General features: G+C 69.4%; 14 protein-coding genes. 7 read left to right on the top strand and 7 right to left on the bottom strand.

Going from position 1 to position 20,728, the window contains the following annotated elements; all coding sequences use genetic code 11:
• Positions 1–168 precede the first annotated feature (168 nt).
• Entirely contained in the window at positions 169–1,563 is a 1,395-nt protein-coding gene (locus QMG73_RS20955; protein ID WP_281898159.1) for an FGGY family carbohydrate kinase, read from the bottom strand.
• Between the two features lie 200 nt (positions 1,564–1,763).
• Between QMG73_RS20955 and QMG73_RS20960 the strand changes: the two genes are divergently transcribed.
• The gene (locus QMG73_RS20960) at positions 1,764–3,656 is read left to right on the top strand and encodes a chorismate-binding protein (RefSeq protein WP_281898160.1); all 1,893 of its coding nucleotides are present in this window, start codon (positions 1,764–1,766) and stop codon (positions 3,654–3,656) included.
• A gap of 87 nt (positions 3,657–3,743) precedes the next feature.
• Positions 3,744–4,955, top strand: coding sequence for a pyridoxal phosphate-dependent aminotransferase (locus QMG73_RS20965; protein ID WP_281898161.1), 1,212 nt, complete (start codon positions 3,744–3,746; stop codon positions 4,953–4,955).
• Between the two features lie 46 nt (positions 4,956–5,001).
• Here QMG73_RS20965 and QMG73_RS20970 read toward each other — a convergent pair whose 3' ends face one another.
• The 4 genes from QMG73_RS20970 to QMG73_RS20985 are packed head-to-tail and all read right to left on the bottom strand — an operon-like array spanning position 5,002 to position 9,172.
• Positions 5,002–6,207 carry an ABC transporter ATP-binding protein gene (locus QMG73_RS20970; protein ID WP_281898163.1) on the bottom strand — a complete coding sequence of 402 codons (1,206 nt, stop codon included), beginning with the start codon at positions 6,205–6,207 and terminating at the stop codon, positions 5,002–5,004.
• 3 nt (positions 6,208–6,210) lie between these two features.
• Positions 6,211–7,023 carry a carbohydrate ABC transporter permease gene (locus tag QMG73_RS20975; protein WP_281898164.1) on the bottom strand — a complete coding sequence of 271 codons (813 nt, stop codon included), beginning with the start codon at positions 7,021–7,023 and terminating at the stop codon, positions 6,211–6,213.
• On the bottom strand, positions 7,020–7,910 hold the full coding sequence (locus QMG73_RS20980; RefSeq protein ID WP_281898165.1) for a carbohydrate ABC transporter permease: 891 nt from the start codon (positions 7,908–7,910) through the stop codon (positions 7,020–7,022). The genes QMG73_RS20975 and QMG73_RS20980 overlap by 4 nt, the downstream gene beginning before the upstream one ends.
• Entirely contained in the window at positions 7,907–9,172 is a 1,266-nt protein-coding gene (locus QMG73_RS20985; protein ID WP_281898166.1) for an ABC transporter substrate-binding protein, read from the bottom strand. The genes QMG73_RS20980 and QMG73_RS20985 overlap by 4 nt, the downstream gene beginning before the upstream one ends.
• A gap of 268 nt (positions 9,173–9,440) precedes the next feature.
• Here QMG73_RS20985 and QMG73_RS20990 point away from each other — a divergent pair, with 268 nt between their 5' ends.
• A complete protein-coding gene (locus QMG73_RS20990; protein ID WP_407676832.1) occupies positions 9,441–9,872 on the top strand; it encodes a RusA family crossover junction endodeoxyribonuclease in 432 nt (143 codons plus the stop codon).
• A 58-nt stretch (positions 9,873–9,930) separates the two neighbouring features.
• Here the strand turns inward: QMG73_RS20990 and QMG73_RS20995 are convergent, their stop codons facing one another.
• Positions 9,931–10,851 (bottom strand): FAD-dependent oxidoreductase, encoded by a 921-nt coding sequence (locus QMG73_RS20995; RefSeq protein WP_281898167.1) that lies wholly within the window; start codon positions 10,849–10,851, stop codon positions 9,931–9,933.
• A 913-nt stretch (positions 10,852–11,764) separates the two neighbouring features.
• Positions 11,765–14,404, bottom strand: coding sequence for an MGH1-like glycoside hydrolase domain-containing protein (locus tag QMG73_RS21000; RefSeq protein WP_281898168.1), 2,640 nt, complete (start codon positions 14,402–14,404; stop codon positions 11,765–11,767).
• Positions 14,405–14,486: 82 nt separating this feature from the next.
• Between QMG73_RS21000 and QMG73_RS21005 the strand changes: the two genes are divergently transcribed.
• From QMG73_RS21005 to QMG73_RS21020, 4 genes are all read left to right on the top strand, one after another.
• Positions 14,487–16,391, top strand: a complete 1,905-nt coding sequence (locus QMG73_RS21005; protein WP_281898169.1) for an amylo-alpha-1,6-glucosidase — start codon at positions 14,487–14,489, stop codon at positions 16,389–16,391.
• 148 nt (positions 16,392–16,539) lie between these two features.
• Positions 16,540–17,871, top strand: coding sequence for a glycosyltransferase family 4 protein (locus QMG73_RS21010; protein ID WP_281898171.1), 1,332 nt, complete (start codon positions 16,540–16,542; stop codon positions 17,869–17,871).
• Positions 17,868–19,763, top strand: a complete 1,896-nt coding sequence (glgB, locus tag QMG73_RS21015) for a 1,4-alpha-glucan branching protein GlgB (RefSeq protein ID WP_281898173.1) — start codon at positions 17,868–17,870, stop codon at positions 19,761–19,763. Before QMG73_RS21010 ends, glgB begins: the two co-directional genes overlap by 4 nt.
• Positions 19,750–20,727 carry an ABC transporter substrate-binding protein gene (locus QMG73_RS21020; protein WP_281898175.1) on the top strand — a complete coding sequence of 326 codons (978 nt, stop codon included), beginning with the start codon at positions 19,750–19,752 and terminating at the stop codon, positions 20,725–20,727. Before glgB ends, QMG73_RS21020 begins: the two co-directional genes overlap by 14 nt.
• The last annotated feature ends 1 nt before the right edge of the window (position 20,728 follow it).

Below are 20,728 nucleotides of genomic sequence, written 5' to 3' on the forward strand. Positions count from 1 at the left end.
GATGATTCGGAACCGTCCGGTCGGTCGGTTCCGGGGCAGCACCTACCACGCCTCCCCCTTACATCCGCCGGCCGCTGGAGTCCCCGGAGAGCCAGTCCATCCAATCAGCCGACCGCCCACTGTCAACGCCGGACCCGGGGTCGAGCTCACGAAGGATATATACCAAGCTCACAAAAGACGCTGCGGCCCACCGGATCTTGCCGATCCCGATGAGCCACCCTCCCCCATCCGTACGATTTGCGGAAATGCGTGCAACGCGACGAGCGCCGCTCCCGTCGCACCCACCTCGGGGTTGGTCACGTGCGTCACGGCCCGCGGTGCGAGCGCCATCTCGAAGGCCCGCCGCCACCACGGCGAGGCCGCGACGGCGCCGCCTCCGAGCACCACTTCGACTGTACTGTCGACAGTGGACTCGATCGCCGCGAGGTCGCGCGCCACCATGCGGCACACACCGTCCATGAGCCCGGCGAAGATGTCGACGGCGCTGGTGGCGAAGCCGATCCCGCCCAGCACACCGCTGCCCGCCGGCGCCAGCCCCGGTGGCCGGTCGCCGCCCAGCCGCGGGTCGACACGCACCTCCTGGCCGGGCTCTACGGCGGCGAGCGCCTCTTCCAGGGCCGTGCCCTCGGGCAGTCGCAGCTCCCGCCGCGCCCACTCGTACAGGTTGCCGCCCGCCGAGTACGCCGTGCCGGTCACGATCCGGTCATGGTCGACGCGGTAGCGCCACAGCGCGTGCGGCAGCGGCGGCAACGGCGTACCGGCTGGCGCCGCCTGCACGAGCCGCACCGCCGCCGACGTGCCCACCGTGACCGCGGCCCGGGTCGGATCTTCGCAGCCCGAGCCGACGTTCGACGCCGCGCCGTCGCCGGTTGGCGGCGCCCACACCGCCTCGCGCAGCCCCGGCCACCGTTTCGCGTACTCCGGCCGCAGCCGCCCCTGCCAGTCGCTGGGCGCCAGGGCGGGCAGCTCGCCGGGGTGAACGCCGGCCAGCGCGCACGCCTCGCCGTCCCACGCCAGCGCGCCAATGTCGAGCAACCCCGTGCCGGACGCCTGCGAGACCGACATCGGCGCGTCACCGAGCAGCTCGCCCAGCACGAACTCGGGCAGGCCCAGGAAGCGTGCCGGCGCGCTGCCGGACATCGCGCGCAGCCACGGCAGCTTCACGCTCCAGTAGAAGCGATGCCACCAGGCGCCGGTGCGCTGGTGGAACGCGTCGGCGTCGGCCGGGCCGTCGACACCGGGCAGCGGCGCCGGCCGGGTGTCCAGCCACGTCACCAGCGGGCCCAGCGGCGCGCCCGCGGCGTCGACCGGCAGCACCGAGTGCCACTGCGACGACGCCGCGACCAGCGCGATCCCGTCGAGCCGGCCGGCCGCCGACAGCTCGTCGAGGCACTCGACCAGCGCCGCCAGATAGGCCGGCGCGTCGATCGTCGCCGCGCCGTCGTCGTCGACGGCGACCGCGACCTTCCGCCGCGCGAGAGCTTGCGGCAGCGGCTTGGCCGCGCCGTCCAGCACCAGTCCGCGTACCGACGACGTGCCCAGGTCAAGCGCGAGGATGTTCATCGCCAGCAACCCTAATCGGCGGCCTGCTACGCTGCTGCCCATGCTCGCGCGATTGCACTCCTGGTGGCCCGCCACACTGGCGGCCAATCCCACCCGCGCGTAGCACTTACCAACGCGGCCGCCCAGCGAGGCGGCCGCCGTTCATTTTGACGGACCGGCTGTCCGCCCGGAGCGGCCCCCGGCACCGAGGAATGGACGACATGGATCTGATCACCGAGTTGATCGCCGCACAAGTCGCCAAATCGCACGCACGCCCTTTCGCGCTGCTGCGCCGCGAAGGCGCGGACCACATCGAGGTGTACACGGGCGACGTCACCACCGTCGACCGGCTCGCCGATATCCCCCTCCCGTCCGGCTCACCGGGGCCGCGGACGCTCGCGCTCGTCCCGTACCGGCAGGTCATGGAGCGCGGCTTCGCGTGCGTCGACGACGGCGCCCCGCTGGAGTGCCTGCTCATCTCTTCCCGGGCTGAGGTGCGGCTCGACGCGGCCCTGGCCGCGCTGCCTGCCGACCCGGTGGCCGCGACGGGCGGCGGCTTCGACATCGGCGACGAAGAGTACGGCGGCATCGTCGACACGGTGCTGCGGGACGAGATCGGGCGCGGGGAGGGTGCCAACTTCGTCATCCACCGCACGTACACGGCCCGCGTCGCGGATCCCCTGCGCGCGGCCCTTTCCGCGTTCCGGCGGCTGCTGGTGGGCGAGAAGGGGGCCTACTGGACGTTCCTGGTGCACACAGGCGAGCGGACCATGGTCGGCGCGACGCCCGAACGGCACGTCAGCGTCGAAGACGGGCTCGTGATGATGAACCCGATCAGCGGCACCTTCCGCCACCCCGACGGGCCGGCCGACCGCGACGAGCTGCTGCGGTTCCTCGCCGACCCCAAGGAGATCGACGAGCTCTACATGGTGCTCGACGAGGAGCTGAAGATGATGGCCACCGTCGCCGAGCAGGGCGGCCAGGTCGTCGGCCCGTACCTGAAGGAGATGGCGCACCTGACGCACACCGAGTACCTGCTGGCCGGGCGGGGCTCGCTGGACGTGCGGGAGGTGCTGCGCGAGACGATGTTCGCGCCGACGGTGACCGGCAGCCCGATCGAAAACGCGTGCCGGGTCATCGCACGCCACGAGCGGCGCGGCCGGCGGTACTACGCGGCGGTACTGGCGCTGCTGGGCCACGACGAGGCCGGCCGGCAGACGCTGGACGCGCCGATCCTGATCCGCACGGCCGAGTTCACGCCCGACGGGGTGGTCCGGGTGCCGGTGGGCGCCACCCTGGTACGCCATTCGACGACCGCCGGCGAGGTGGCCGAGACGCATGCGAAGGCCGCCGGGGTCCTGGCCGCACTGGGCCTGCGCCCGGCGGCGCCGCGCTCGCAGGCGGCGGGTGCGGGCCTGGCGCAGGACCCGGAGGTACGGGCGGCGCTGGCGGCTCGCAACGCGCACCTGGCGCGGTTCTGGCTGGAGGAGCGCGCGCCGTCCCTGTCCTCGCCTGCGTCCGTGGCGCCGCGGGCGTTGATCGTGGACGGTGAGGACACGTTTACCGGGATGCTGGCGCATCAGCTGCGAGCGCTGGGCCTGTCGGTGACGCTGTGCCCGTGGTCCCTTGTCGAGCCCCTCGACGACTTTGACCTGGTCATCGCCGGTCCCGGCCCCGGCGACCCGACGCTTCGCGACGACCCCAAGATGACCGCGATGCGGCGCGTCGTCACCGACCGCCTCGACAGCGGCAAGCCGCTGCTCGCGGTCTGCCTCGGCCACCAGTTGCTGTGCGGGCTGCTCGGCCTGACACTGCACCGCCGCGAGGCCACCTACCAGGGGCTACAGCGTGAGATCGACCTGTTCGGCGCGCGGCGGCGGGTCGGGTTCTACTCGACGTTCACGGCTCTCGCGCTCGCGTCATTCGTGGAAACTCCCTACGGACGGGTCGAGATCGCGCGCGACCCGCTCGACGGGGCGGTGCACGGGTTGCGCGGGCCGGCGTTCGCCGGGCTCCAGTTCCACCCGGAGTCGGTGCTCAGCCAGGACGGTGTCGCCGTCCTCCAGGACCTGCTGGCGCACCTCGGCTCGTCCCTTACCTCGGAGGTGGCTTAGCTCGGCCTTAAACCTCGGTGAGAGTTTGAACCAGTCCAATCGACCCGCCCGTACCGGTCCACGACATCGCCCACCTGAGGAGGATCCGTGCGTCACGGCAGCGTCGATCTGGGACTGCTTCGTACAGGCGCGCACAGCCCGTCGGTGTTCGCTCTGAACAGGAGCATGGGCGACAACGGCACACCGCTTGTCGACTTCTGCATCCCGTGCAACCCGTACTTCCCCACACCGGAGATGTTCGCGCACCTGGCCCAGAACCTGGAGTCGATCCTCAAGTACTACCCGAGCGACTCCAGCTCGATCACCAACAAGCTGTGCAGCGTACTCGGGCTGCACCCGCAGACGGTGGCGATGGCCAACGGCTCGACGGAGCTCATCACGTGGCTCGACCACCTGATGATCAAGGAGAGCGTCGCGATCCCGATCCCGACCTTCGGCCGCTGGACCGACCAGCCGCTGGAGACCGGGAAACGGGTGGACATGTATCCGCTGCAGGAGTCGGAGGGGTACGCGCTGGACCTGGAGGAGTACGTGGCGTTCATCCGCGCCCGCGGCTCCCGGGTCGCGGTCATCTGCAACCCGAACAACCCGGACGGCGGGTTCCTGCCACGCCGGGAGGTGCTTCGCTTCGTCGACGCGCTCAGCGACCTGGACCTCGTGGTCGTGGACGAGTCGTTCATCGACTTCGTCGAGGCCGAGCGGCAACCGTCGGTCGGCCCCGACGCGGCGATCCGGCCCAACGTCGTGGTGCTCAAGAGCCTCGGCAAGAACTTCGGGCTGCACGGCATCCGGTTCGGCTACCTGGTGGCCAACCCCGGCATCGCCGGCAAAATCGCCAAGGTCCTGCCAAAGTGGAACCTCAACTCGCTCGCCGAGACCGTCGTCCACATGATCCAGGACTACGACACCGAGTACCGGGAGAGCCTGCGCCTGCTCTCCCGCGACCGGTACCAGATGGCCGACGAGCTGTCTCGCGTGCCCGGCTTGACCGTCTTCCCCTCGCAGGGCAACTTCCTGCTGGTCAAGCTGCCCGTCGGGTGGAGCGGGGTCGCCCTGCGCGACTTCCTGCTCACCCGGCACGGGCTCTTCGTCCGGGAGTGCGGCAACAAGCTCGGCATGACCAGCCAGTTCCTGCGTTTCGTCGTACGCCCGATCGAGGACGTGCGGCTGCTGGTCGATGGGATGTTGAGCTACGGCCGGGTCCTGCACGGGGAGAGCGAGTCGCCGCTCACCTCACCCGCCGACAACCTGATCCCGTACCCGTCGTCGCGCAGCCACCGCTTGGCCAGCGCGAACTGAGCCCTCGCGTTGGGGCCGCCCTCCCGCCTGGGCGGCCCCGCGCGTGCTACTCCGCTGTCACGCCGGCTGCCCGGCCTTCGTGGAGGGTCAGGTTGCGCCCGTTGGACGGGTCGAACAGGTGGATCTTCTCCAGGTTGACCCACACCCGCCAGTTCTCGCCCTCCTTCACCGCCGACTCCGCCGACAGCCGCGTCACCAGGTTGGCTCCGCCGCCGGTCGGCAGGTCGGACGCGCCCGCGTCGGCCGCCAACTCCTCCAACTCCGCCGACGTGGCGCGCTCCCCTTCCACCGTGAAGTAAACGTACTTGTCGGACCCCATCGACTCGACCAGCTCGACGGGCGCCTCGAACTCCGTGCCCTTCGCCCGCGCCGCCTCGTCGACCAGCGCCGCGTCCTCGAAGTGCTCCGGCCGGATCCCGATGATCAAGTTTTCGGGCGCGTCCGACAGCAGACCCCGGACCCGAGACCCGATCGGCAGGTCGCCCAGTGCGGTACGCAGGCGGCCATCCGCCACCGACGCGTGCAGGAAGTTCATCGACGGTGACCCGATGAACCCGGCCACGAACAGGTTCGCCGGGTGGTCGTACAGCTGCTGCGGCTCGCCGACCTGCTGGATGGCGCCGGCCCGCACGATGACGACCCGGTCGCCGAGCGTCATCGCCTCGGTCTGGTCGTGGGTGACGTACACGGTGGTGGTGCCGAGCCGCCGCTGGAGCCGCGACACGACTGTGCGCATCTGCACGCGCAACTTGGCGTCCAGGTTGGACAGTGGCTCGTCCATGAGGAACGCCTTGGGATTGCGCACGATCGCCCGCCCCATCGCGACCCGCTGCCGCTGCCCACCGGACAGGTTGGCGGGTTTGCGGTCCAACAAAGCGGTCAGTTCCAGTACCTTGGCCGCGTCGTTGACCTTCTCGTCGATGGTGGCTTTGTCGAGCTTCGCCAGCCGCAGCGGAAACGCCATGTTCTCCCGCACGGTCATGTTGGGGTACAGGGCGTAGGACTGGAACACCATCGCGATGTCACGGTCGCGCGGCGCCTTGTCGTTGACGCGTTCGCCGTCGATGCGCAGGTCACCCGAGCTGATGTCCTCCAGCCCGGCGATCATGTTGAGGATCGTCGACTTGCCGCAGCCCGACGGCCCGACCAGGATCACGAACTCACCGTCGGCGATCTCGAGGTCGACGTCGCGGACCGCGACGGTGCCGTCCGGGTACTTCTTGCTGACCTTATCCAGCACGATGTCGGCCATGAGTCACCCCTTAACCGCACCGGACGTCAGGCCCGCGACGATCCGGCGTTGGAAGAACAGTACGAACAGGATGATCGGGATCGTGATCACGACGGCGGCCGCCGAGATCGCTCCCGTGGGATCCTCGAACTGGGAGGCGCCGGTGAAGAACGACAGCGCCGCCGGCACGGTACGGGACCGCTCCGTCGAGGTCAGCGAGATGGCGAAGAGGAAGTCGTTCCAGCAGAAAATGAACACGAGGATCGCGCTGGTGAACACGCCCGGTGCGGCCAGTGGCGCGATCACCTTGCGAAACGCCTGCGCCTGAGTCGCACCGTCCATCTTGGCCGCCTTCTCCAGGTCCCACGGGATCTGCTTGAAGAAAGCCGACAGCGTGTAGATGGCCAGCGGCAGCGAAAACGTGATGTAGGGCAGGATCAGTCCCAGCCAGGTGTCGAAGATTCCGAGTTGCCGCTCGATGTCGAACAGCGGCGAGACCAGTGACACCTGGGGAAACATGGCGATGAGCAGTGACACGCCGACCAGCGCGCCCTTGCCCGGGAAGTCCAGCCGGGCCACCGCGTACGCCGCCATCGTGCCCAGTACCACCGCGATCGTGGTGGAGATGAGCGCGATGCCGATCGAGTTGACGAGCGCCCGCACGAACTGGTCGGTCTGGAAGATGGTGCGGTAGTTCTCCAGTGTCCACTCGCGAGGGATCAGGTTGCCGTCGGTCAGCGTCGCCGTCGTCTTGAACGACAGCGACACGATCCACAGCACCGGAAGCAGCGCGAAAACCACCACGACCGCGTCGAGAAGTCCCCACCGGAGTTTCATCGCCGCCCCTCCTCTCTGCCGGGAGCGGCCGTGCCAAACAGCTTCACGAAGATGAACGCCATGATCGCCACGGAGATGAAGATGAGCACCGACATCGTCGAGCCGATACCGAGGTTCAAGCCGCGCAAGAGGTTGTTGTAAGCGAGCATGGACACCGACGACGTCTCGTTGGCGCCGGCGGTCAGCACGTAGATGTTGTCGAAGACGCGGAACGCGTCGAGCGTGCGGAACAGCAGTGCCACCAGGATGGCGGGTTTCATCACCGGCAGCGTCACCTTCACGAAACGCTGCCACGCGGTCGCGCCGTCCATCGACGCGGCCTTGAGTAGATCGTCAGGCACCAGAGCCAGCCCGGCCAGCAGCAGCAACGCCATGAACGGCGTGGTCTTCCAGATCTCGGCCAGGATGATGATGGCCAACGAACTGGCCCGCTCGGTCAGGGGTGCGCCATCGCTGAAGAGGTTCGCCAGATACCCGGTGCCGGGCGTCCACGCGTACCGCCAGGAAAACGCCGCGACCACCGTCACGATGCCGTACGGGATGAGTGCCGACGTGCGCACCAGGCCACGCCCGACGAGCGTGCGGTGCATGACCACGGCGAGTCCCATGCCGAGTACGAGCTCGATCGCCACCGACACGACGGTGATGAGCATCGTGACACCGAACGCGGTCCACCAGTACTCGTTGCTCAGCACCGTGATGTAGTTGGACAGCCCGACGAACTCCCGCTCGTCGGGGAACTTCAGGTCGAAACGCTGCAACGAGAGCCAGACCGAGTACAGGATGGGGTACGCGGTCACCGCCACCATGACGATCGCGGCGGGCGCGCACAGCAGCCAGCCCAGCCGGCGCTCGGCGCGCTTGCCTTCGGATACCCGCACCGTCATGGGAGAACTCCCTTCGACTCCAGTGCGTCCTGAATGGACCCGCGCAGCTCCTTGGCCGTCTTCTCCGGGTTGATGGACGCGGGCGGCGACAGCGTCGCCGACATCACCGTGGAGACGTTCTGGTAGGCCGGCGTGAGTGGGCGGTTGGCCGCGTCGCGCAGCTCGGCCAGGATCTCGTCCTTCATCGGGTACGCCTTCGTCATCTCCGGATCGGCGTAGACGCTCTCGATGGTCGGTGGTACGCCATCGTTGATGGCCGAGAACTTCTGGTGTTCCGCGTTGCGCAGGCACAGCGCGGCTTCGAAGGAGAGGTCGGGGTGCTTCGAGTACTTCGACACCGCCAGGTTGTAGCCACCGATGGTGACTTTGCTCGGCGTACCGGAATCGACGCCCGGGTAGCGCGCCCATTTCACCTTCGCGGCGAGGTCCGGCGCGCCCTCCTGCATGGCCGGGTAGACGAACGGCCAGTTGAGCTCGAACGCCCCGTCGCCGTTCTGGAACTGCAACCGCGCGTCGTCTTCGATGGTGTTCGTGAACGACGGATGCGTCACGCCCGCGGACGCGAACTTCTGCAGGATCTCCAGGCCGCGCACCGCGCCCTCGTCGAAGACGGCTTTGGTGCCATCGTCGTTGAGGATGTGGCCGCCGGCGCTGGCGACGAGCGTGTTGTAGAGGACGACCAGGCCCTCGTACTGCGCGCCCATCGTGATGATCTGGTACGGCTTGCCCTGCTGCTTGAGCTCCAGCGCCTGCTGGATCATCTGATCCCACGTGGTCGGCGGCTGTTGCACCAGATCCGTGCGGTACCAGAGCAGTTGGACGTTGGTGTTTTTCGGTGCCGCGTACAGCTTTCCGTCGTACTCGGCGCTCTCCAGCGGCCCGGCGAGCGTGCCCTGCTCGGCCTCGGACTTGTTGGCGCCCGTCCATTCGAGGATCCAGTCCGCGCTCGCGAACTCCTGAGTCCACGTGATGTCGAGCCCCAGTATGTCCATCCCGCTGTCTTCGGCCGCGAGCCGGCGTACCATCTGCACCCGCTGGTCGTCGGCGCTGCGCGGCAGCACCTGATACGAGATGCGGTACTTGCCGGCCGCTTCGGCGTTGCAGTCGTCGACCACCTTCTGCAAATTTTGTTCCTGCGCGTAATAGAAGTTGATGGTGGGTACGCCACCCTCGTCGGACCCGCACGCCGTCATCGGTCCCAACAACAAAAGCGCGACCGCCGCCGCGGTCGCCCGCACCCACGTGCCTGCGTGTGTCACCACCGACTTCGCCTCCCTCCGGTCGGCTGCCGATCACCTGTCTCCCCCGGGACGCGGGCCACCAAACCTCGACACGCTCGCATTACGGACATAACACCCAGTCTCACAAACCTTGGTCGCGAACTGTGCACAAACGGCTGCTGTCCCCGGGGCGAACCACGTCGGTACGGTCAAATCGCGGAGTCGCCGCCGACGTCGACACCTTTCACGGAAAGCCACGCCCCGCTCGACGATCCCCGGGCATGATCGTCAGCGAAGAGGAGGTACCGCCGTGTCGGACATCGGGACATTGACGCTGTCATTCGACGTTCCCGGGATGCCGCCGCTCAAAGACGGCGCGCTGTCCATCTTCTCGGCCGGGCACCGGCAGGCCGGCCGGGTCCGCGCCCTGCTGAGCGCGGCCTGTGCGGCCGCTCAGCACACCGGCTGGACCCCGCTCACCGACCCCGTCGCGCTCGAGGTCGTGCTGCGCCGCCCACCCGAGCACCACTCGGGCGACGCCACCAACTTCCTCGGGGGCATCGCCGACGTGCTCCAGGACAAGCGCTGGCTGTACGGTGTGCGCCTCGCGCACCTGGGCGTGCTCGCCGACGTGGCCCTGTACGCCGACGACCGCCAGATCCGGCAGATCTCCTACCGCGAGGAGCCCGCCGAAGCCCCGTCTTACACGGTCCGCGTGGTGGCACTCCCCATCACAGCGTGATCAGGGCGTCCCTCAAGTCGTTAGAACGACTTGAGGGACGCCCTGATCACCGCACTGGTTAGACGGCGAGCTCGGTCACGGCGTCCGCACAGCCCCAGGAGAGCGTGACGCCCGCGCCACCGTGCCCATAATTGTGAATGAGGCGCCCACCACCGGGCAGCGGCGCCGGGTCCGCCTCCACGCGCGGTCCGCCGCGCCGTGCCGGCCGCAGCCCGGCCACATGCGCCAGCACCGTCGCGTTCGCCAATTCGGGTACCAGGTCAGCGCAGCGCGCCACAATCTCGTTGCCGACTCGCGAATCGGGCGCGGTGTCCCACTCACCCGGCTCGAACGTCCCCCCAAGCACCACATCCCGGCTGCGCGGATGTATGTACGTCATGCCGGCCGGACTATCCTCGTCACGCACCGACGTCACCAGACCCGGATTGGCGACCAACACGATCCTCCCCCTCGCGGGGTACACGTCCGGGTCACCGCAGAGCCGTCCGGCCGCGATTCCGGTCGCGTTCACCACGACGGGCGCCTCGATCTCGTCGAACCGCTCGATCCGCCGCCGCTCCACCGCACCGCCGAGCCGATCGCGCAGCCACTCCAGGTACGGCCGCATCTCCACGGCCGGCACCGTGAACCGCCACTCCTCTGTGTACTGCGCACTCGGCGGCGCCGCGCGCGTAAAGTCAGGCACGGCGGCCGACCACCACGGGTCCTCGCCCACCGCTTGGCGCACCAGCATCCGGGTAGGCCGCATCACCACCCCCGGCACCCCATCGGCTGCCTGGCGGCACAGTTCCTCATAGGTCCGCGCGGCCCACCGAAGGACCCGCGGATCCTCATCCGTGTGCGTGGGATACCAGACGGCCGCCGCCACCGCGGACACCGTATCGGCGGACTCGTCCGCCGTGACCACAGCGACCCGAGCTCCAGCCTCTTGTAGCCGCGCAGCCGACGTCAGCCCGACAACCCCAGCCCCCACAACCACAACCTCGCGAATGCCACCCTCCCAGGCCGGTCTACTCCCCCGCCCACCGTATTCCCACCCCTCAAGCCCAACCGCCCGCGCCTCCCCCACGCGGCCTACCTCCCGCGCGAGCCCGCTTCCCGCCATGAGGGCCTGCTTTCCCGCCATGAGGGCCTGCTTTCCCGCCGATCAAGGGCGAATGCACGTGGTTGGATCTCTTTTCCGCGTGCCTTTGCCCTTGATCCGTGAGATCTTCCTTGATCGGCGAACGACCGCGCGCTGCGGCAGGGGTCGGCGGGCCCGGCTGCACACGGCCCGACGCCGCGCGGCCGTCAGTTGCCGCGCTCTCACCCCGGCGCGGCCGGCCTTGACGGCGCGGCCGGCCTTGACGGCCTCGGCGCCGACGGCGCGAGGCAGCAAAATCGCTGAACTTGCGGCATCACGAGCGCCCGGAGGCCGCAAGTTCAGCGATATCGTCCCCACGCCGCCGCGCACCCGGCACGCGCGGCGCGGCGCGCGCTGAATCTTGGAGCGCGACCGTCGTCATAGCGACGGTGGCGCTCCAAGATTGGGACACCGCCGGCGTCCGTGGCGAATCGCTGCCCCCACAGGGGCAGCAACCTTCCACGATCCACAGCAAACGCCAGCCACGCCGCGTCCACGACGCCAGGCCGCGTCCACACGAGGCCACGCCCCCGACCACGCCGGCACCGGGCTTATCCCGCCGCGCGCGCCACAGCCGACGCCACACCGCACGCCGATCAAGGGCAAATGCGTCGATCAAGGGCAAAGGCACGCGGAAAAGAGATCCAACCACGCGCATTCGCCCTTGATCGACGGATGGGGGCCCGCGCGAGGCGCGAGGCGGCCCCGCGCCTCGCGGGCACGGAACGCGCGGGCGCAGCGCGGCGTGGGGTGGGACGTGGGGGGAGGGTTAGGAGCGGAGGGTCAGGATTAGGTCGGCCACTAGGGCGGTCCAGCCGGTCTGGTGCCAGGCGCCCAGGGCGGCGCCGTTGTCGCCGTGGAAGTACTCAGGGAAGGCGAGCAGGTCCTTCCAGTCCGGATGAGTTTGGAAGAGTTCGCACGCGCCGTACATCGGGCGCCGGTCCCACTCGTCCGGTACGAAGAGGGCGATCAGGCGCTCTGACAGGTCGTCGGCCACCTCGTTGAGAGAGTGTTTGGTGCCGGAACGTGTCGGGTGTTCGATCAGCAGGTCGTCGCCGAAGAAAGCGGCATAGTCGCGCAACGCGCACACCAGAAGGTAGTTCGTCGGCATCCAGATTGGACCGCGCCAGTTGGAGTTGCCGCCGAACAGGCCGCTGGTGGATTCGGCCGGTTCGTAGCCGACGGTGAATTCCTGCCCGCCGAGCGACACCGTAAACGGCTTGTCCAGGTGGGAGCGGGACAGGGTGCGCAGCCCGTACTGCGAGAGGAACTCGTCTTCGTCGAGCATGCGGGCGAGCACGCGCACCATCTGCTCGGGGCCGACCATGGACAGCAGACGGCGCTGCCGTCCGTCACGAGCCACTCGTCGGGCGCCCAGTACGTCGGCGTACTCAGGCTTATTGGTGAGGAACCAGCGTAAGCGCGCGGCGAGTTCCGGAAGCTGCGCGAGCGTCCGCGTCGTCAGGGTGGTGGTGGCTGCCAGCGGCAGCAGGCCGACCACCGACCGCACCTTGAGCGGCACCGTGCTGCCGTCAGCGAGCCGGAGTTGGTCGTAGAAGAAGGAGTCGTCTTCGTCCCACAAGCCTTGCTTGTACGCGGCGGCCGCGATGTATGCGAAGTGTTCGAAGAATTTTGTGGCGACGTCTTCGTAGGCCGGGTCGTGGACGGCGAGGCGAACGGCGATGTCGAGCAGGTTGAGGGCGTACATCGCCATCCAGCCGGTGCCGTCGGACTGTTCGAGGGCGCCGGACACGGGCAGCGCGGCCGAACGGTCGAACGGGCCGACGTTGTCGAGACCGAGGAAGCCGCCCTCGAATACGTTGTTGCCGTTGATGTCTTTGCGGTTGACCCACCACGTGAAGTTGAGCAGCAGCTTGTGGAGCACCCGGGCGAGGAAGTCGTGGTCGCGCCCGCCGTCGATTTCGAAGACGCGCAGCGCGGCCCACGCGTGCACGGGCGGGTTGACGTCGCCGAACGCCCACTCGTACGCGGGGATCTGCCCGTTGGGGTGCATGTACCACTCGCGGAGGAGCAGGAGGACCTGCTGCTTGGCGAAGCCGGGGTCGACGCGGGCCAGCGGCACGCAGTGGAACGCCAGGTCCCACGCCGCGTACCACGGGTACTCCCATGGGTCAGGCATGGAGACGATGTCGAAGCTGTTCATGTGCCACCAGGCGCTGTTGCGCCCGTGCCGGCGTCCCTCCGGGGGTGGAGCGCTGGCGGGGTCGCCGCTGAGCCACTGCTCGACGTCGAAGTGGTAGAACTGCTTGCCCCACATCAGCCCGGCGATGGCCTGGCGGGCGACGGCGGCCTCTTGGCGGGACGCCTTGGCGGGTATCACCTGTGTGAAGTACGCGTCGGCCTCGGAGCGGCGGGCGGCGATCACCTTGTCGAAGCCGGCGCCGAGGTCGAGGATCGGCGCGGGCTCGCCGGCCGGTGGCGGCGAGGTGAGCGTGAGGCGCAGCCGGATGTACGCCTCGCCGCGCGCCGGCACGCTCAGCTCGTAGTGCAGGGCGCCCTTGGTACCGGTCAGCGCGGGGTTGACCGTGGCGGCGCCGGAGACGATGTGGTCGTTGATGCCGTCCTTGGGGTACTCGCTGCGTCCCTCCAACCCCCACAGCCGCTGCGTGTTGGTCTCGTTGTCGCAGCACAGGACCGTCGGGTCGCCCTCCCCCTGCAGGACGACCTGCCCGAGCACCCAGTGCTCGCCGACCAGCCGGCCCTCGTCGCCGCGCAGCACCGGCACCTGGTCGCGGCCGGGCAGCCCCCACGACCACGTGTTGCGGAACCAGAGCGTGGGGAGGACGTGCAGGGTGGCCGTCTCGGGGCCGCGGTTGGCGATCTTGACGACGACGCACATGTCGGTGGGAGACGCCTTGGCGTAGTCGACGGTCACCGCCCAGAAGCGGTCGTCGTCGAATACCCCCGTGTCGACCAGCTCGTACTCCGTCTCGTCGCGCCCGCGTGCCGCGTTGACCGCTACCAGGTCGTCGTAGGGAAACGCGGTCTGCGGATAGTGGTACCGCCAGCGCATCCAGGAGTGGGTGGGTGTCGAGTCCTGGTACCACCAGTACTCCTTGGCGTCCTCCCCGTGGTTGCCGCCGTCACCCCCGAGGCCGAACATCCGCTCCTTGAGGATCGGGTCCTGACCGTTCCAGAGGGCGAGCGCGAAGCAGAACGTCTGCCGGTCGTCGCAGATGCCGGCCATGCCGTCTTCGTTCCAGCGATACGCTCGCGACCGGGCGTGGTCGTGCGGAAAGTAGTCCCAGGCCGTACCGTGCTCGCTGTAGTCCTCGCGGACCGTACCCCAGGCACGTTCGGACAGGTAGGGGCCCCATGCGCGCCACGGCTGTTCTCCCGAGTCGGCCTGCGCCAGGCGCTTGTGCTCGGCCTCTTCGGCGGACGCCACCGCGGCAGTCCCCTTCCTCTTCCGTCGTGACCACACCGGACCATTGTCGCCTTGACGTGTTACGCCTACGTAAGGGAGCTTAGTGATCGAAATAGGCTTCGGCCCCCAGGTCGTCGGAGATCTCACCGCCGGTGGCAGCCGTGAGTGGTTGCTCACAGACGGGTGCGGCGGGTACGCCATGGGCACCGTCAGCGGGCTGCGCACGCGCAGGTACCACGCGCTGCTCGTGGTCGCGGGCGCCACGCCGGCGGCGCGGCACGCCGGCCTGGTGGCGCTCGACCCCGTCGTCACCCTGGCCTCCGGGGCGCAGGTCCGGCTGGCGACGCACGAATGGGCGTCGGGGGCGGTCGACCCTCGCGGCCACGAGCTGCTGGAGCGCTTCGACCTCATCGAGGGGGTACCGCGCTGGCGCTGGCGGATCGGCGACACGGTACTCGAGCGCGAGATCGCCATGACTCATGGCCGGCCGGGAGTGGCGGTGGTACACCGGCTGATCGCGGGCGGTCCCGTCAAGCTGGCGCTGGACGCGCTGTGCACGTGGCGGGACGCGCACGGTGAGAGGTACGCGGACGGGCCCCCACCCCGGGTGATACCGACCGCCGATGGCGCGACGGTCGAACAGGCGTACCGCCTCGCCGGCCCCGGGTGGACGCCCACGGGGCAGTGGTGGCGGGGCGCGCATCACCGGGAGGAGGCCGAGCGGGGCCTCCACCCGCAGGAGGACCTGTGGCACGCGGGCCGGTTCGGCGGGTCGCTGGAGGCGCCCGGGGACACCCTCGACGTACTCGCCTGGGCGCGGGATCTCGACGACCGGCCGGCGCCCGCGGCCAGCGTGGTCGACGGCGCCCGGGAGCGCAACCGGGCGGTGGTCGCCGCCGCACGCCCCGCCGACGCGGTGGACGCGACGCTCGCCCTCGCGGCGGACGCGTTCATCGTGCGCACCGCCACGGGGCCGGACGTGGTGGCGGGGTACCCGTGGTTCGGAGCGTGGTCGCGCGACACGATGACCTCGTACGAGGGGCTGTTCCTGTGCACCGGGCGGGCCGACGAGGGCCGGGAGCTGCTGCGGGCGTACACCGCGACCCTCTCCGAGGGGATGCTCGCGAACACGGCTGACACGGGCAGCGTGGAGTACAACACCTGCGACGCCACGCTCTGGTACCTCCACGCGGTGGAACGGCACGTCGCGCTGACCGGCGACACAGACCTGGCCGCCGAGCTGCTGCCCGCGCTGCGGGGCGTGGTCGACGCCCACCTGGCCGGCACGCGGTACGGCATCCGCGTCGACCCCGCCGACGGCCTGATCACGCAGGGCGCCGCGGGCGAGGCACTGACCTGGATGGACGCCAGGGTCTACGGGGTACCGGTGACGCCTCGGCTGGGCAAGCCGGTCGAGGTGAACGCGCTCTGGGTCAACGGGCTGGCCGGCGTCGTCGCCCTGGCCCGCCGCACGGGGCAGGACCCTGGAGGGGCGCCCACCGCGCTGGCCCGCGCGCTCGACACCTTCCGCCTGCGCTACCCGGCGCCCACCGGCTGGCTGTACGACGTGCTGGACGGCCCGGGCGGCAACGATCTCGCGCTGCGCCCGAACCAGTTGCTCGCGTGGTCGCTCCCGCACGCGCCATTGGAGCCCGATCCGGCCGTGCTCGGTACCATCGGAGCCGCCCTCATGACGCCGCTCGGACCGCGGAGCCTGGCCCCCGACTCAGCCGGATACGAGCCCCGCCACCGCGGCGGTCCCGCGCAGCGGGACGCGGCCTACCACCAGGGCACGGTCTGGCCGTGGTTGGTCGGACCTTATGCGAGCGCCGTTAAACGACTTGGCACTGAAATTCACGTTTTGTTCGGCGGTATCGAGTCTCATTTGCGGGAGTTTGGCCTAGCATCCGTAAGCGAAACCGCGGACGGGCTGGCGCCCCACGTCGCGACCGGCTGTCCCTTCCAGGCTTGGTCAGTGGCGGAGGCCCTGCGCGCCCGACGGTTTTGATTAATGCGCGTTACAGGCCTGCAATGGTGGTGTCTTCGCTGGTTTTCTCGGGACCGGCACGATTGGTCCCAAGCCAACGTCGCGTAGGCGCCGGTCATTGGTGCCTATGGCCGTGTGCACGGGGGAAGACTTCAAGGGGGCGGGCCGTATGTCACCGAACGCAGACGTCATCGAGATGAGAACCCCGGCGAGGCAGCGGGTGCTGATGCTCTCCTGGGAGTACCCCCCGGTGGTCGTGGGGGGACTGGGACGCCACGTGCACGCGCTCTCCACCGCGCTGGCCGCGGCCGGTCACGAGGTCACCGTCGTCACCCGGCACGCGCCCGGCGCACCCCTCGAGGAGTACGCCGAGGGCGTGCGCATCGTCCGGGCGCCCGAGGATCCTCCGCTCTTTCCCCTTGCCACACCCTCCCTGCTCGCCTGGACGATGGCCTTCAACCACACGCTGACCCGCGCCGCCCTGCGGGCCGCGGAGTCCGGCGAGTACGACGTCATCCACGCGCACGACTGGCTCGTCACGCACACGGCCGTCACCCTCAAGGAGCACCTCGACCTCCCCCTGGTCGCCACCGTCCACGCCACCGAGGCGGGCCGCCACCAGGGCTGGCTCCCCGAGGAGATGAACAGGTGCATCCACTCCGTCGAGTGGTGGCTCGGCCAGGAGGCGTGCCGGGTGCTGGTGTGCTCGGAGTACATGAAGTGGGAGGTGTCCCGGCTGCTGGAGCTGCCCGGCGCCCGCGTCGAGGTCATCCCCAACGGGGTGGACGACCGGGTATGGCAGGCCCAGCCGCGCGCGGTCGCCGCGGCCCGCTCGCGCTTCGCCGCTGAGGGACCGCTCGTCGGGTACGCCGGCCGCCTGGTCTACGAGAAGGGCGTACAGCACCTGGTGCACGCGATCCCGCAGTTGCGCGAGCGGCACCCCGGGCTGCGCGTGGTGATCGCCGGCGACGGCCCGTACCGCGAGGAGCTGCTGAGGGAGGCCGGCCGGCTCGACCTGCACAGCACGGTGAGCTTCGCCGGCTTCATGAACGAGAAGCAGCTGCCGGCCGTGCTCGCCGCCACCGACGCCACCGTGGTGCCCAGCCTGTACGAGCCGTTCGGCATGGTGGCGCTCGAAGCCGCGGCCGCGGGGGCGCCGCTCGCCGTGTCGGCCACCGGCGGCCTCGCCGAGATCGTCGAGCCGGGCGTGACCGGCGTGACGTTCCCGCACAGCGACCCCGACGCCCTCGCCGGTGCGGTCGGCTCGCTGCTGGCCGACCAGACGTTCGCGCGCAAGGTCGCCAAGCAGGCACAGTCGATGGTCGCCGAGCGCTACGGCTGGGCGACGATCGCGGCACGCACGGCGGCCGCGTACGCCTCGGCGGAACGCGAATCGTCCTCGTTCAACACCCGCCAGGCCACCGCTCTGCTCACCGAGGGCCGGGCGAAGGTCGTGGTACCCGAAGGCAACCTGCTAGCCCTGGACGGCGCCGTCTCATGACAGCTGTTCTTCCCGCACTCTCCATCCCCCTTCTCGGCGACCTCGATCTGTTCCTGTTCAACCAGGGCCGGCACGAACGGCTGTGGGAGATGCTGGGCGCCCAACCGCGCGACGGCGGCTGCCGCTTCGCCGTGTGGGCGCCGAACGCCCGCGAGGTCCGGGTGATCGGTGACTGGTGCGGCTGGGGTCCGTACGACGGCGTGCCCCTGCCGCCGGTCGGATCCAGCGGCATCCGGGCGGCGTTCGTGCCCGGCGCGCGGCCGGGGATGCGCTACAAGTACCGGATCCAGGGCGCCGACGGGGTATGGCAGGACCGCGCCGACCCGATGGCGCTGGCCACCGAGTGCCCGCCACGCACCGCTTCGGTCATCTACGAGTCGTCGTACGAGTGGGGCGACGAGGCGTGGCTTTCCTCGAGGGCCTCGGACCACCACGCGAAACCGATGTCGGTTTACGAGGTCCACCTTGGATCGTGGCGCCCGGGACTGTCCTATCGGGAGCTCGCCGACCAGCTCGTCGAGTACGTGGGTGACCTCGGTTTCACGCACGTCGAGCTGATGCCGGTCATGGAGCACCCGTACGGCCCGTCGTGGGGGTACCAGGTCACCGGCTACTACGCGCCCACGGCCCGGTTCGGCTCCCCCGACGACTTCCGGTACCTCGTCGACCGCCTGCACCAGGCCGGCATCGGGGTACTGCTCGACTGGGTACCCGCCCACTTCCCGAAGGACGACTGGGCCCTGGCCGGTTTCGACGGCACCGCCCTGTACGAGCACCCCTGGGCCGGCGAGCATCCGGACTGGGGCAGCCTCATCTTCAACTACGGCCGGTGGGAGGTGCGCAACTTCCTCGTCGCCAACGCGCTGTACTGGCTACAGGAGTTCCACGTCGACGGGCTGCGCGTCGATGCCGTGGCCTCCATGCTCTACCTGGACTACTCCAGGGAGCCCGGCCAGTGGGCGCCGAACGAGCACGGCGGCAACGAGCACCTGGAGGCCATCGGGTTCCTGCGGCAGCTCAACGAAACCGTGTACCGCACCTGCCCCGGCGCCGTGATGATCGCCGAGGAGTCGACGGCGTGGCCCGGGGTCTCGCGGCCGGTCGACTGGGGCGGGCTCGGCTTTGGTCTCAAGTGGAACATGGGCTGGATGCACGACACCCTGTCCTATGTGGAGCGGGATCCGCTGTACCGCTCCTACCACCACGACGAGCTGACCTGGCCCACCGTGTACGCCTTCGACGAGCAGTTCCTGCTGCCGATCAGCCACGACGAAGTGGTGCACGGCAAGGGATCGCTGGTGGGCAAGATGCCCGGTGACCGGTGGCAGAAGCTGGCCGGGGTGCGTGGGTTCCTCGCGTACATGTGGGCGTTCCCCGGCAAGCAGCTGCTCTTCATGGGTTGCGAGCTGGCCGACGAGCGGGAGTGGAGCGAGGCGGCCGGCCTGGACTGGTCCCTGACCGGCGAGGGCGTGCCGGCGCTGCTGCGCGATCTCAACCGGCTGTACCGGTCGCTGCCGGCCCTCTGGGCGCTGGATACCTCCCCGGAGGGATTCCGGTGGATCGCCTGGGATGACTGGCGGCAGAGCGTGGTGTCGTTCGTTCGTTTCGGTCCCCCTGGCACCGACCCGGTCGCCTGCGTGGTCAACTTCTCCGGCGTCCCCCGCTGCGACTACCGCATCGGACTGCCCGCGGGCGGCCGGTGGGAGGAGATCCTCAACACCGACGCGACGTGCTACGGCGGCTCGGGCGTGGGCAACTACGGCTTCGTGGAAGCGTCGCCGTCGCCGTCCCATGGCCACGACCACTCCGCGGAGATCCATGTAGGCCCATATGCCGCTGTCTGGTTTCGCCGGGACGCATCACGTAACGTAGAGAGGCATGAGACGGCATAAGTCCCGTTCTGGCACCGTTCTCGCACTCGCCCTCACCGCGTCGCTCGCTGCCGCGTGCGGCGGCTCCGACCCAGCATCCAGCGACGGCACGGGCCTGGAGAAAACCACCATCAAAGTCGCCATGTTGTCGCTGGTCAACAACGCGCCTTACTACATCGCGGTCAAGGAGAAGCTCTTCGAGGCCGAAGGGCTGACCGTGCAGACGCAGCCGGTGCAGCAGAGCACGCAGGCTTACCCGGCACTCAAGAACGGCGACATCGACCTCGTCTTCGCCAACGACGCGTCGCTGCTGCTCGGCCACGACAAGGGCGACATGCGGATCGCCCTGGTGTCCGAGGGCACCCGGCTCACGCCACGCTTCATGGGCGTGCTCGTCATGCCCAACTCACCGGTCCAGACGGCCAAGGACCTGGAGGGCCGGAGCCTCACCGTCCACGTGCTCAACAACATCCAGGCCATCACGTTCAACGCGGTCGCGAAGGCCAACGGCGCCGACCCCGCGAAGATCCAGTACCGCCAGGTGGTCTTTCCGCAGATGGCCGCCGCCATGCAGAAGGGTGACGTAGACGCCATCCACGTCACTGAGCCGTTCCTCAGCGACGCGCAGGAGAAGCTCGGCGCCCGGCTCGTCGCGGACGGCGGCGGCGCACCCGTCACCGACCTCCCCCTCGATGGGTACTTCTCGCTCGCCGACTGGGCGCAGAAGAACCCGAAGACGGCGGCCGCGTTCCAGCGCGCCATGCGCAAGGCACAGGAAATGGCCGCCGACCGCACCCGGGTCGAACAGATCCTGCCCACGTACGCGCGCAACGTAGACACCGAAATCGTCAAAGCGATGACGCTGCCCGCGTACCCGACCGCCAACAGCGTCGAACGCGTTCAGGCGCTGATAGATCTCATGCGCGAGCAGGGCCTGCTCACCAACCCGCTCGACGCCAAGATAATCGTCGTGGGGGCGTCCTGAC

It is taken from the genome of Phytohabitans aurantiacus (genome assembly GCF_027923225.1).
Classification (GTDB): domain Bacteria; phylum Actinomycetota; class Actinomycetes; order Mycobacteriales; family Micromonosporaceae; genus Phytohabitans; species Phytohabitans aurantiacus.

What these genes read in the sequence shown, in the direction of transcription:
- QMG73_RS20955 (WP_281898159.1), bottom strand. Translation starts at nt 1,563, where the DNA reads ATGAACATCCTCGCGCTTGACCTGGGCACGTCGTCGGTACGCGGACTG.
- QMG73_RS20960 (WP_281898160.1), top strand. Translation starts at nt 1,764, where the DNA reads ATGGATCTGATCACCGAGTTGATCGCCGCACAAGTCGCCAAATCGCAC.
- QMG73_RS20970 (WP_281898163.1), bottom strand. Translation starts at nt 6,207, where the DNA reads ATGGCCGACATCGTGCTGGATAAGGTCAGCAAGAAGTACCCGGACGGC.
- QMG73_RS20975 (WP_281898164.1), bottom strand. Translation starts at nt 7,023, where the DNA reads ATGAAACTCCGGTGGGGACTTCTCGACGCGGTCGTGGTGGTTTTCGCG.
- QMG73_RS20980 (WP_281898165.1), bottom strand. Translation starts at nt 7,910, where the DNA reads ATGACGGTGCGGGTATCCGAAGGCAAGCGCGCCGAGCGCCGGCTGGGC.
- QMG73_RS21010 (WP_281898171.1), top strand. Translation starts at nt 16,540, where the DNA reads ATGTCACCGAACGCAGACGTCATCGAGATGAGAACCCCGGCGAGGCAG.
- glgB (WP_281898173.1), top strand. Translation starts at nt 17,868, where the DNA reads ATGACAGCTGTTCTTCCCGCACTCTCCATCCCCCTTCTCGGCGACCTC.
- QMG73_RS21020 (WP_281898175.1), top strand. Translation starts at nt 19,750, where the DNA reads ATGAGACGGCATAAGTCCCGTTCTGGCACCGTTCTCGCACTCGCCCTC.